General features: G+C 50.1%; 11 protein-coding genes. All 11 read left to right on the top strand.

From position 1 onward, the window contains the following. The first annotated feature begins 24 nt into the window (after positions 1-24). Positions 25-813, top strand: coding sequence for a lysophospholipid acyltransferase family protein (locus WJM45_RS03810; RefSeq protein ID WP_341327659.1), 789 nt, complete (start codon positions 25-27; stop codon positions 811-813). After that, positions 810-1,217 (top strand): hypothetical protein, encoded by a 408-nt coding sequence (locus WJM45_RS03815; RefSeq protein ID WP_341327660.1) that lies wholly within the window; start codon positions 810-812, stop codon positions 1,215-1,217. The genes WJM45_RS03810 and WJM45_RS03815 overlap by 4 nt, the downstream gene beginning before the upstream one ends. 822 nt (positions 1,218-2,039) lie before the next feature. Next, positions 2,040-3,614 (top strand): apolipoprotein N-acyltransferase, encoded by a 1,575-nt coding sequence (lnt, locus tag WJM45_RS03820; RefSeq protein WP_341327661.1) that lies wholly within the window; start codon positions 2,040-2,042, stop codon positions 3,612-3,614. Positions 3,615-3,834: 220 nt separating this feature from the next. Further along, positions 3,835-5,145, top strand: coding sequence for a chloride channel protein (locus WJM45_RS03825; protein WP_341327662.1), 1,311 nt, complete (start codon positions 3,835-3,837; stop codon positions 5,143-5,145). Positions 5,146-5,267: 122 nt separating this feature from the next. Next, the gene (locus WJM45_RS03830; RefSeq protein ID WP_341327663.1) at positions 5,268-5,558 is read left to right on the top strand and encodes a hypothetical protein; all 291 of its coding nucleotides are present in this window, start codon (positions 5,268-5,270) and stop codon (positions 5,556-5,558) included. A 566-nt stretch (positions 5,559-6,124) separates the two neighbouring features. Next, complete coding sequence (gene ribA / locus WJM45_RS03835; RefSeq protein WP_341327664.1) at positions 6,125-7,468, top strand: GTP cyclohydrolase II; 1,344 nt, start codon at positions 6,125-6,127, stop codon at positions 7,466-7,468. Beyond that, on the top strand, positions 7,455-8,495 hold the full coding sequence (locus WJM45_RS03840; RefSeq protein WP_341327665.1) for a zinc-binding alcohol dehydrogenase: 1,041 nt from the start codon (positions 7,455-7,457) through the stop codon (positions 8,493-8,495). Before ribA ends, WJM45_RS03840 begins: the two co-directional genes overlap by 14 nt. A gap of 7 nt (positions 8,496-8,502) precedes the next feature. Next, entirely contained in the window at positions 8,503-8,871 is a 369-nt protein-coding gene (locus tag WJM45_RS03845; protein ID WP_341327666.1) for a 6-carboxytetrahydropterin synthase, read from the top strand. Positions 8,872-8,874: 3 nt separating this feature from the next. Beyond that, positions 8,875-9,774: a class I SAM-dependent methyltransferase gene (locus WJM45_RS03850; RefSeq protein ID WP_341327667.1), complete on the top strand. Its 900-nt coding sequence runs from the start codon at positions 8,875-8,877 to the stop codon at positions 9,772-9,774. Positions 9,775-10,350: 576 nt separating this feature from the next. Beyond that, positions 10,351-10,641: a co-chaperone GroES gene (groES, locus tag WJM45_RS03855; RefSeq protein ID WP_341327668.1), complete on the top strand. Its 291-nt coding sequence runs from the start codon at positions 10,351-10,353 to the stop codon at positions 10,639-10,641. A gap of 38 nt (positions 10,642-10,679) precedes the next feature. Then, entirely contained in the window at positions 10,680-12,302 is a 1,623-nt protein-coding gene (gene groL, locus WJM45_RS03860; protein ID WP_341327669.1) for a chaperonin GroEL, read from the top strand. The last annotated feature ends 310 nt before the right edge of the window (positions 12,303-12,612 follow it).

Genomic DNA, 12,612 nt, shown 5'->3' on the forward strand with positions numbered 1-12,612 from the left:
GTGATTTCTTGAACATTTTCATCCATGACTCAGTCGACTTCAATCAATTATCAACCGTCCTTTCGCGTCTATCTCGGGTCCACCTTATTATTACTGGGTATCATCATATCGACGCTGTTGTTCGGACCGATCATCTTGGCCTGCGCGGTCCTGCCGTTTTCGGTCCGCTATAAAATCGCAGGCATTTGGATAAATTTGCTGCTATGGATGGTCGAAAAATCCTGCGGAATCCGTTATGAAGTGGAAGGTTTAGAGCATATTAAAGGCATTGATGCCGCGGTAGTGCTCAGCAAGCATCAATCGGCATGGGAAACCGTGGCGCTGAGAAAAATCTTGCCTCCGCAAACGGCGGTACTCAAGGAATCCTTACTATGGCTGCCGGTTTGGGGGTGGGCATTGGCTACTCTCAAACCGATTGCGATCAATCGCAACAATCAACGCGAAGCGCTAAAGACATTGATCGATAAAGGCACGGAATGCTTAAAGGAAGGATTATGGGTCGTGGTTTTTCCGGAAGGAACACGCGCCGCTCCCGGAGAAAGAAAGAAATTCAATGCCGGCGGTGCGATACTCGCGCAAAAATCAGGTTACCCGGTAATTCCTGTCGCTCATAATGCCGGGGAATGTTGGCCGCGTTACAGTTTTTTGAAATATCCGGGCGTCGTTCAGGTCAGAATAGGTCCGCCTATCGAGACCCAAAATCGAAAAGCCGGCGATATCAATGCCGAAGCGGAAGCATGGATCGAACAAGCCATGACAGATATCACCCACTTGCCTCAATTTCCGGCAACTCATCATCAGGTAATCGAATGAAAAAAATAGTAGTTATTGCATTGGGCGCGTTAGTACTCGTTGCGTGCAGCGAAAAAACGGAATATGAACAAGCTGTTCTCGAAGACATGCAAGGAGAGAAAGATGTGAAAGATTATAACTTGTCGCCGGAGACGATGGCGCGCTGTGTCGTGGATCTAAGCTCGCATAACATGCCCGGCGTTTTAGCGTTCGACCCGAAACGACGCTCGGCCTATCGCAGTTACACGAAAATGCTGACATTGAGCAAAGCGGAAAACCCGGAGGAGGTGCTCAATGAGCTCAGAGCTGAATTCGGCTCACCCAAGGAGCTTGCCGACGCGCATGCCAACTATACCGAGAGCATGATGAATTGTTTTGCGTCGTTGATCATGACCACCGAGGAAGAAGCGAAAGAGGCCGAATAAGCGGTCTAAGTATTCCGTTCAACCTATAAGCATTTTGTCCACGAAACGCACGAAAATATTCAAATGGTTACCTGATTAGCAAGATGCTTCAGCTTACCGAAGCCAAGTGTCCGAGCAGAGGCTAGTCGTAGTCGCAAAAACTAAAATATGCTGTTACCCAAGCTCCAGCTTGGGTAACCTGTTCGGGAAGCTCTAGCTTCCCGACAATCAAGAAAGATTTAACGAGCGAGCGAATCGGGATTGATTGAGAATGTGCGGAGGTTGTGTCGGTCACAGGAAGCTCTTGCCCTGAGCGCAGCCGAAGGGGGAGCTTCCGGGGTGTCTTTCCCAAGCTGGAGCTTGGGAAAGAGCGTAAGTTGCTCTCCAATGAATGATTTAAGAGGTTTTTGTAACCGAATGGTTACTACAAAGGCTCTGTATGCGGTAAAAGTTGAAAACTCCCACCGCGACCGGAAACACTTAAAAATTTTCTGCGGGACGGGTTATTTAACCCGTCCCCAACGTTTCGGTTTGGCCTAAATATTTCGGCTGACTTCGGCCAAAGTCAAAACGTTTAGGACGGGGTTGCAAACCCCGTCCTGCTAGGGGGCATGGCGGAATGACGAGGTTCCCTATAACTTAATGGCAGCAAGATGTAGGGCGCGCATCGCGCACCTGGGTCGGGCTTATGTCGGTTAGGCACCGTCGAAAGGTGCGCGATGCGCACCCTACGACGCTCAAACTATCTTGAAAATTATTTTTGACCATATCTTAAGTGAAAATAGGCTTTATCAAACGGCTGGCGACTAGTCATTCGACAATCAATCAAAGCATTCATACATAATGAAAACAGCCGCATCGCTTCTCAAACATCCATGGCTGTTGCCTATTGCCTCAGGCGTCTTTATCGGAACGAGTTATATTCCTTTTCCTCCCTGGGCGTCGTTGTTCTGTTTCGTACCGCTTTGGCTGTTCTGGAGCCGTCAGAATAGTTTGAAAAACGTCTTGCTCGGCGGTTTTATGACGACCTTCATTTACACCCTGATCGGCTTCAATTGGGTGACCTATACGTTGCATGAATTTGCTCAGGTCAACTGGTTTGTAGCCGGTATCGGTATGCTCTTGTTCGCATTATTCGGTCATTTGTTCGTCCCGGCCGCCGGCTTACTGTGGTATACCGGCGTAAAGTTATTCCGCTGGCCGCATTGGTTGTCATTCGCGCACATGGCCGTGTTGACTGCATTGTGCGAATTCGGCTTGCCGATGCTGTTCAAATGGAATTTTGGTTATACCTGGTACGGATTCGGCTTGCCGTTTTATCAATGGGCCGAGTTTGTCGGGTTCACCGGTTTGAGCATGATCACGATATTACTGAACTGGCCATTGTTGGTAGCGTGGCAAAAACGCCGAGAGCGCAGCGGGTTGACGATTTTAGCTGGTGTTATCATCGTTTTTGCCGGTTTGAATATGGCCGGTTTGGTATTGAAAAATCGTTTGCCGGAACCTGAAGCCTCTTTCAATACGCTTTTGGTGCAAGCCAATATCGGCAATACGGAAAAACATGCGGCCGCGCACGGCAAGGGCTTTCAGACTGAAATTCTAAAAAAATATCTGACCGTGACCGAAAACGGTTTGGAGTCGAATCCCGATGTTGCAGTCGACTTTGTGTTGTGGTCGGAAACCTCGTTTCCGTCTTTGCTTGGCGGACAATACAACGAGTCTTATTATGCCCGAGTACTTAGCGAATACTTGCGCGAACGTCAAATCGGAATGATAACCGGCGCCTATGCTAAGGACGAGCGTTCCGGTTTGATTACCAATTCGCTTTTTGCATTAGATAGGCAAGGAACCGTTATCGAACCGCATTACAGCAAAACAATCTTATTGGCTTTGGGCGAATATATCCCCGGTGAAAAAAAATTCCCATGGCTGCGCGATTGGTTTCCGATGGTCGGTAATTTCGCCGAAGGGCCGGGACCGACCGTGTTATTGCAATTAAATGATTATAAAGTCGGGCCGCAGGTGTGTTATGAAAGTTTGTTTCCGGATTTTTCGAAAGGCCTATCCGACATCGGCGCGCAATTTATTGTCAATGCGACCAACGACTCATGGTACGGAACCTGGCAGGAGCCTTATCAACATCTGTATATGACGTTGGCGCGAGCCGTCGAATTTCGAAGGCCTGTCGTCAGAGTAACCAACACCGGTATATCGACCGTAGCGTTGGCTTCCGGCAAAGTGCTGCATCGATCGCCGCTCAATCAAGAATGGTCCGGTTTATATACCGTCCCTTACCAAAAAGAACCGGCGTCCACTTTTTATCAGCGTCATTTCGAATTGATGCCTAGCTTGTTGACGGCAATCTTTGTCGGGTTGTTAATTGTGGGATTTTTTTCAAGAAGGGAGCCGATTGAATAACAAGCGATTTCGTTAAAAACGCCACGCCCGAAGGGAAACGCAGGGCAAAAAAAATGCGGCTGAAAAAGCCGCATACAAGAGGAAGGATATGTGAGCACAAACGCATCAGCGATTGAGTTGTGCATATCTTAGCCGGCTTCTCTTTATTCCGGAATGTGACCGATTGCCGCGCGACAGATTGTCGCAGTTTCATAACCGAAAAAGGTGGAAAAATCTCGTCATGCTCGAATTTAACAAAGTCTTTTTATCCGCTAATCCATGGAAGCATCGTCTGGTTTTTTGGTTAGGGGCTATCGTCATCGGCGTATCGATCGCATCGATGACATTGTTGAGCGAATGGGTCGTAACGATTTTTCGCACGACTTCAGCCGATTATCGCTGGTTTAAATTCGTCGCCCCTCCATTCGGTATTGCCTTCACAGCCTGGTTGACCTTTCGATTTTTTCCAGGCAGCCAAGGAAGCGGGATTCCTCAGGTAAAAACGGCATTAGAAATTCCTTATACCTTAAGCGAACGCACCAAGTTGGTTTCTTTACGTATTGCCGTCGGTAAAACTTTCTTGCCGATTCTGGGTTTGTTATCGGGGGCTTCAGTCGGATTTGGCGGTCCGGCTACGCATGTTGGTGCATCGATCATGGCATCTTTAGGCAAAGTAGCTAATTTCCCTACACTTTACATGAGTAAAGGGTTGCTTTTGGCGGGGAGCGCGGCCGGATTTGCCGCGATGTTCAGTGCCCCTTTGGCCGGAATTATGTTTGCTATTGAAGAAATGGGAAGAGCGCTGGAAGAACGGATTAGCACCTTGGTATTAACCGCGATTATTTTTTCCGGTATGACTGCTTATTCGATACTGCACTACAGCATTTATTTTACCGATAATCCCTTAGATTTACCTTGGGGCGATGAATGGCTCGCTATTCCATTCTGCGGCATTGTCGGCGGTTTATTAGGCGGTCTATTCAGCCGGATCATTGTTTCCGGTCATCATTTTATGCGTCGATTACAACTACCTTACATTCCGTCTGCCTTTGTTTGCGGTTGTATCATTGCATTGATCGGTTTTGTCTCGGAAGGCCAGACTTTCGGAACCGGATATCAAATGGCCAAAAACATAATGTACGGTAGTGCGCCAATGGACCCGCTATTACCCGTTTATAAAATGTTGGCCACTTGTGCAACGTTTTTCAGTGGCATTCCGGGTGGACTTTTTGTCCCCTCTATCGCTACCGGCGCCGGATTCGGCGCTAATTTGGCCAATTGGTTTCCGATCGCGCCGGCTTCGGTGATGATCATGTTGACTATCACGGCCTATTTCTCCGGAATGCTACAATCGCCACTGACTTCATTTACGCTTATCTTGGAAATAACCCACAATCATGATATTTCCATTCCGATTATGGCCGCCGCATTTATCGCTTCAGGGGTATCTAAGTTGATGAATCCTCAGCCTCTCTATAGAGCGCTGTGCGATGCCTTTCAGCAATATCTGCCGGAACAGACCGATGAGGATGACGATGGCAGAACACAGTAAATAAATCACACAATCGTTGTTACTCAGTCACCGCAATTCTTCCTCGAAATCGAGATACTGTACCCAAGTTCAACGGCGGGTTGAACCCAATACACTAATTACAGTAACCAGAGGAAACTATCATGAAAAACGTAACATTTGCAGCAGTCGCTCTACTAGCCGTATTTAGCAGCAACGCAATGGCCGAAGGCTCTAAAATCGAAAAATCCACCTTGATCAACGCATCGAAAAACACATTGACCAATACACAAGCCATCGGCCGCAACAGCGCCGCCAGCACCGGTTCGATCAATGTGGTTGGTTCGAAAGTCGAAAAATCCACTGTGATCAATGCCTCCAAAAATACGCTGACCAATACGCAAGCCATCGGTCGCGACTCGGTGGCTAACACCGGGTCGATCGACATCCGATAACCGTTTTGTTGGAATGCCGTGGAGAACAAGGGAAGGATTTAGCACAGGCATGTGCCGACCAAGGAATAAAAAAGACTACGGCCTGATCGATTGAAAAAACAATCGACCAGGCCGTACGTTTTTACGGCGCAAAAAAAATGCGGTTGCTAAACCGCATTGAGAGAAGGATATATGCCTTAGTCGGAGAACAATTAAGTATTCATGATTCTATCTCCGACTTCGTGTCGCGCAAGTGTGACTAATTGTCGCATTTCAAATATCGTCAAACCGCCCAAAACTTTTCCATGAAATTAAAATCGAAATGGGTACAATGAAACTTACTCCCTTTTGACCGAAAAAGCGTATAAGAACGAGAAGGTGTGGGGTATGCCTAGCGAGGATGTCGGCGGCAGGGAGCCGCCGTCAAGCCCCCATGGACGGGTTCACGGCGCTCCTCGATAGGCATACCCCATACCCAACAAAGTTGAACGATTCTTCAGTAAGAAGGGAGTAGTTGTATGAAGTTTCGAAACCAGCCGGTCTGATCAAGGCCTGTCCATTATAAAAACAAAACAACCGGCAAAATTATGAATGTTAAGGCGACATCGACGATTGAAACGCTTGTTAGAACTCGTTTACCGACGGCTCACGGCGAGTTTCAATTGCATTATTTCAGCAATCCTGTCGACGACAAGGAGCATGTCGCCTTGGTAAAGGCCGATGTGGCGGGAAAGACAAACGTGCCGGTGCGTGTGCATTCGGAATGTTTGACCGGCGACGTATTCGGCTCGCGGCGCTGTGATTGCGGAAAGCAATTAGACTTATCACTACAATTGATCGAGCAAGCCGGTTTCGGCATATTGATTTACTTACGCCAGGAAGGGCGAGGCATCGGTTTGCTGAAAAAACTACAAGCCTACAATCTTCAGGATCAGGGGCTCGATACCGTCGAAGCCAATATCCGGCTCGGTCATTTGCCCGACGAGCGAGACTATACGCAGGCGGCGCTGATATTGCACGAATTGGGCGTGTCGTCGATCGAATTAATTACCAACAATCCAGATAAAATCAGCGGGTTGGAGGCGATGGGCATCAAGGTTGAAAAGCGCGTGCCGATCGAGTCGGTCTATCATCACGAAAACGTGGGTTATTTGAAGTCCAAAGCCGAGAAATTACGGCATTTGTTGCGTTTTGACCAACCGAATACAGCCGGGCCTATTCCCGAAGAGTTGCAATTCATGCAGCCGTTCATCGAAAAGCTTGACGACCTCAATCATGGCAGAGACCGCGTCCCTTTTTTTACGCTGAGTTATGCGCAAAGCATCGACGGCAGCATTTCGCTGAATGCCGAATCATCGCTGCCGTTGAGCGGCAGCGCCTCGTTGAAGCTGACCCATCTGCTCCGCGCCCATCACGATGCCTTGCTGATCGGCATCAATACGACCCTGGTCGACAATCCGCGCCTGAACGTGCGCCATGTCGAAGGCGACGACCCGCAACCAGTCATCTTGGATTGCCTGCTTCGGTTTCCCGAAGACGCGAAGATGCTCGATGCTTCGAGCAAACTGCCGATCGTGGTCGCGACCGATCAGGCGCCCGCCGACAAGCAGCGCCGGCTCGAAGCAAAAGGTATCCGGGTGTACCGGGTCGAACAAAGTTCGCACGGTCATATCGACCTGGCGGCACTGCGCAAATTATTGACTGAACTCGACATCAAGACCGTGATGGTCGAAGGCGGGGCCGAGGTGATCAATGCCTTTTTGCTGGAAGGCATGATCGATTATTGCGTGATCACGATCGCGCCGAAAATCATCGGAGGACTCAGGGCAATCGAAAAACCGTGTCGTCCGATGCTCGAAATAAAAAATTGCTACTATCACCCGCTCGGCGGCGATCTGATTTTATGTGGGGCCTTGCATGATGACGATTGAAGCGAAGGCCGTCTTCCATACCGCTCCGCGGGAAGTCGCGCTGCAGACGATCGAACTGCCGCCGCCCGGAGAAGATCAGGTGCTGATCAAGGCTCATCATTCGGCGATCAGTCCCGGTACCGAAGGGATGATTTTCGACGGGCGCTTTCCGCAGGAGTTGGCGCAAGACGCGACGATACCGAGTCTAGCCGGCAGTTTCGCTTATCCGTTTCGATACGGTTACGCATTGGTAGGCGAAATTATTGAGGTCGGCGCGAATGTCGATAAAACTTGGCTTAAGCGCAAGGTGTTTACGTTTCACCCCCATCAGGATTATGCCGTCGTTGCTATCGGAGAATGCCTGCCGATTCCGGACGGTTTATCGCCGCTCGACGCGTTGTTTCTGCCGAACATGGAATCGGCGGTCAATTTCGTGATGGATGCCGCACCGCTCTTGGGTGAAAGGGTGTTGGTCTTCGGGCAGGGCGTCGTCGGACTGTTGACCTGCGAACTGTTAGCGCGTTTTCCGCTGGCCAGCTTGGTCACGGCCGACCCGGTCGCATCGCGGCGCGAGCTGTCGAAATGCATCGGCGCGTCGAATTGCATCGACCCGAACGACGAAAATGCTTGGCGCGATCTGCAAGACCGTTTGCAAGAGGACGGTTCGGGTGGCTTCGACCTGGTGATCGAGTTGTCCGGTAACAGCGGGGCATTGAACCGGGCCATCGAGATGACCGGCTTTTCGGGCCGCATTCTCGTTGGTTCCTGGTACGGCAACAAGAGGGCCGATATCGATTTAGGGGGGCATTTTCACCGGCGGCGCATTCAATTGCTGTCGAGCCAGGTCAGCACGATGAATCCGCTGCTGTCCGGTCGCTGGGACAAGAGTCGGCGCATCGCTTTAGCTTGGCATTGGCTCGATGTCATCAAACCGGGGCGCTGGATCACGCATCGTTTTGGGCTCGATCGGTGCATGCAAGCTTTCGACACGAATGCCGGGCAAAAAGAAGCGGCATTTCAGATTATTTTCGATTATCAAGACGACTGAGGTGTTCATGTACCAACTCGCCATTTGTAGAGATTTCATCGCACAGCATTATCTGGTCGGGGGCGACTGGGGCGCCGAGAATCAGCGGCACAGCCATCATTACCGCATCGAAATCCGAATCGAGCACGAACGCTTGGACAAGCACGGTTACCTGGTCGATATTGTCGATCTGGAAAACGCGCTATCTGTCTTAATAGAGCGGTTCAAGGACGTCACATTGAACGATCTTTCCGAGTTCGATGGACTCAATCCGTCGCTCGAGCATTTCGCGCGCATCATTTACGAAGGGTTACAGTCGAGACTAGATTTCGGCGAGCAAAAACTGACCGTCAAATTATGGGAAAACGAGCGAGATTGGGCGGCCTATCGGGAATAAGCCTTGGACGCCTTCGCCCAATTCCTGCAAGCCAAATACGCCTTGGATCAACGCAGCCTGAATCCTGTCGTTTGGCGGTTCTTTCTAAACGAACTTTCCGGCAGAAATCCGCTCGAATGGCTCGATGTCGGTACCGGCACCGGTGCTATGCTTCGGCGCATCCTTCAGTATTACGATCACGGCGCGATGCATCTAACCGGGCTCGATATTGAATTCGACCTGCTCGATATCGCCGAAACGGAGATCGCCTCACTTTTGCAGGCCAAAGGTTTTGCGGTCGAAAATGCAGCCGGCCGTCTTCAAGCGGAACGCGGCGCGGATTGTATCGTTTTCCAACCCGTCTGTACACCGCTGAGCGAATTTCAGCTTCCACCGAACCACTACGACGTTATCACCGCGCATGCCTTCATGGATCTAGTTCCGCTGCGTCAAACGCTGGCCGGTTTTCATGACGGGTTGAAACCAGGCGGCTTGTTCTACTCTACGATCAACTACGACGGAGAAACGGTCGTGTTCCCGCCGTATCCTGACAGCGAATTCGAAGACGCGTTATTGCAGACCTATGATGCGTCGATGGAAGCGCGCCGCCTGAACGGCTCGGAGACGGGCGGGGCAAAGTGCGGGCGGCGTCTGTACGGCGAATTGCTGAACGTCGGATTCGAAATCGTCAGCTACAGCAGCTCCGACTGGAACATCACGCCCTGCAACGGCGTTTATCTCGATGATGATCAAGTTGTCCTGGATCGCTTGTTGGAGTGGGTATGTTCGGAAGGCCGAAACGATCCGTCGCTGGAACGGGAAAAACTCGACCGATGGTTGGAATGCCGGCGGCGGCAAAGGCAAGAACGCACGCTCGGCATCATCGTTCATCAAATCGATATTTTGGCGAGGAAGCGTGCTTGAGTCGTTACAATATGAAATTGAGCGGCCCGGTGTTGCATTTATTATATGAATTTAAGAGAGTTGAAGTCTTCTTCATAAGCTTTTATGCACATTGTTCTATTTGGTTTTAATTTGATTGGTAAGACGGGTTTTAAATACTGATACGTCTTCAATTGCGCATGTAAGTTATTGATATAAAAAATTGACCGCGTTTTGTATAAAAATTAGACGATTTAACAAAGTTGTAATAAACATGCGGTTTTATCGCGTCTGTCTTCAAGATATACACAAAGTTATCCACAGGTTTTGTGGTTAACGGTCGCCTACTTTATATTTTCAAGATACAGAGCCTAAAAATTTTTAAAAAGCGGCCTTGAAATTCAAAAAACCACCCCTAAATTTGCGTCGAAGCTAGCACAGCGCCATTTTTACAATGACGATTTCGAATAGGACGGTTGTTTAATGAATCAGAAGTTTTTTAACCTCTAGTTCGTCATAGCAAAATGGTCGCTGCCCTAGTCAATAGCGATATGAAACTTTATTCAACATTCATTTTATTTATTTATTGATTCATTCATTCATGAGGTGCACATTCTTATGAGTATTCGTCCTTTACATGACCGTGTCGTCGTCAAACGCCTGGAAAGTGAGAAAACCACGCCGGGAGGCATTGTGATCCCTGATAATGCGAAGGAAAAACCGATCACCGCCGAAGTTATTGCCGTCGGCAACGGAAAATTGCTCTCTAATGGCGATAAACATGCATTGACGGTCAAAGTCGGCGACAAGGTCTTGATCGGAAAATATTCCGGCACCGATGTCAAAATCGACGGCGATGAGCTCGTCATGCTGCGCGAAGACGATATTTTGGGTGTTTTAGAATCTTGATGTAATCGATTTGAAGAATAGTTGGAGGAAAACCGAATATGGCAGCTAAAGAAGTTCTTTTTTCGGACAATGCGCGTCACCGTATGTTAGCCGGCGTCAACATTTTGGCCGATGCGGTCAAGCAAACGCTCGGACCGAAAGGGCGCAACGTCGTGCTTGCAAAGAGTTTCGGCGCACCGACCGTGACCAAAGACGGCGTATCGGTCGCGAAAGAAATCGAATTGCAAGGCAAATTCGAAAACATGGGCGCGCAAATGGTCAAGGAAGTCGCTTCGAAGACTTCTGACATTGCCGGCGACGGTACAACGACCGCAACCGTCTTGGCTCAAGCGATCTTGCGCGAGGGTTTGAAATCGGTCGCGGCCGGCGCCAATCCGATGGACATCAAACGCGGTATCGATCAAGCGGTTAGCGCCGCGGTCGAGGAATTGAAAAAAATCTCCAAACCTTGCTCGGACAGTAAGTCTATCGCACAAGTCGGCACGGTTTCGGCCAATGCGGATGACTCGATCGGCAAGATTATTGCCGATGCAATGGACAAGGTCGGCAAGGAAGGCGTCATTACCGTCGAGGACGGTTCGGGCATGGACAACGAGCTCGAAGTCGTCGAAGGCATGCAATTCGACCGCGGCTACATTTCGCCGTATTTCGCGAATCAAAAAGAAACGATGACGGCCGAATTGGATGAGCCTTACATTCTCCTGCACGACAAAAAAATTTCGAACATCCGCGACATGCTGCCGTTGCTCGAAAAAGTGTCCAAATCCGGCAAGCCTTTATTGATTGTCGCCGAGGATGTCGAAGGCGAAGCGCTCGCGACGCTGGTCGTCAATACATTGAGAGGGATTTTGAATGTTTGCGCGGTTAAAGCACCGGGCTTCGGCGACCGGCGTAAAGCGATGCTCGAAGACATGGCGATTCTGACCGGCGGCAAGGTCATTACCGAAGAAGTCGGCTTAAGCCTTGAAAAAACCGAGCTCGAGGATCTCGGTACCGCGAAGAAAGTTCAAGTCAACAAAGACAATACCATCATCGTCGATGGCAGCGGTAAACACGAAGACATCACGGCGCGCGTTGAGCAGTTGCGCAAACAAGTTGAAGACACCAGTTCGAACTACGACAAGGAAAAACTGCAGGAACGCATCGCCAAATTGTCCGGCGGTGTCGCGGTGATCAAAGTCGGCGCGGCGACCGAGATCGAAATGAAGGAGAAGAAAGCGCGCGTCGAAGACGCCTTGCATGCGACTCGCGCAGCGGTCGAAGAAGGCATCGTGCCGGGCGGCGGCGTCGCATTGGTTCGTGCGCAAGCAGCCTTGCAAGACCTGAAAACCGACAATGCCGACCGTAACGTCGGGATCAAGATTTTGCGCCGCGCGATCGAAGAGCCGTTGCGCCAAATCGCAACCAATGCCGGCGTCGAGGCTTCGGTCATCCTGGCCAAGGTTCAAGAAGGCAGCGGCAGTTATGGTTACAACGCGGCTAGCGGCGAATACGGCGACATGCTCGAAATGGGTATTCTCGACCCGACCAAGGTGACTCGGTCGGCCTTGCAAAACGCGGCTTCGATCGCAGGGCTCATGCTGACGACCGAAGCGATGGTCGCCGAGTTGCCGAAAGAAGACAAGCCGATGATTCCGGCCGGCGGCATGGACGATTATTGATCCGGCTATTATACCTTTCGCACTTCAAATTTCGGCAGCTTCTAAGGAGGCGTCGGGGTGTTCGGCCTCACCTAACGCTAGCTGAGGGGCTGGCATAGAGCCTACAGGGACGTATTCACCCAGCACCTAAATAAGCCATGATATTGAATCATTTTCAATGATCTATGGAATTTAGGTGCTGAGTTCACGGCATCCTGTCGGGCGAGTGACCGCACCCTCCAGCACCAAGAGCTTTCATCCTGAATTCGGCAGTTTAACCATGAAGCACATGAAGTTCATGAAGGATTCCAAGAACTTACCAAATTCTTCT

It is taken from the genome of Methylotuvimicrobium sp. KM2 (assembly GCF_038051925.1).
In the GTDB taxonomy this organism is placed as follows: Bacteria; Pseudomonadota; Gammaproteobacteria; order Methylococcales; family Methylomonadaceae; genus Methylotuvimicrobium.

What these genes read in the sequence shown, in the direction of transcription:
- groL (WP_341327669.1), top strand. Translation starts at nt 10,680, where the DNA reads ATGGCAGCTAAAGAAGTTCTTTTTTCGGACAATGCGCGTCACCGTATG.
- lnt (WP_341327661.1), top strand. Translation starts at nt 2,040, where the DNA reads ATGAAAACAGCCGCATCGCTTCTCAAACATCCATGGCTGTTGCCTATT.
- WJM45_RS03845 (WP_341327666.1), top strand. Translation starts at nt 8,503, where the DNA reads ATGTACCAACTCGCCATTTGTAGAGATTTCATCGCACAGCATTATCTG.
- groES (WP_341327668.1), top strand. Translation starts at nt 10,351, where the DNA reads ATGAGTATTCGTCCTTTACATGACCGTGTCGTCGTCAAACGCCTGGAA.
- WJM45_RS03830 (WP_341327663.1), top strand. Translation starts at nt 5,268, where the DNA reads ATGAAAAACGTAACATTTGCAGCAGTCGCTCTACTAGCCGTATTTAGC.
- ribA (WP_341327664.1), top strand. Translation starts at nt 6,125, where the DNA reads ATGAATGTTAAGGCGACATCGACGATTGAAACGCTTGTTAGAACTCGT.
- WJM45_RS03810 (WP_341327659.1), top strand. Translation starts at nt 25, where the DNA reads ATGACTCAGTCGACTTCAATCAATTATCAACCGTCCTTTCGCGTCTAT.
- WJM45_RS03840 (WP_341327665.1), top strand. Translation starts at nt 7,455, where the DNA reads ATGATGACGATTGAAGCGAAGGCCGTCTTCCATACCGCTCCGCGGGAA.
- WJM45_RS03815 (WP_341327660.1), top strand. Translation starts at nt 810, where the DNA reads ATGAAAAAAATAGTAGTTATTGCATTGGGCGCGTTAGTACTCGTTGCG.
- WJM45_RS03825 (WP_341327662.1), top strand. Translation starts at nt 3,835, where the DNA reads ATGCTCGAATTTAACAAAGTCTTTTTATCCGCTAATCCATGGAAGCAT.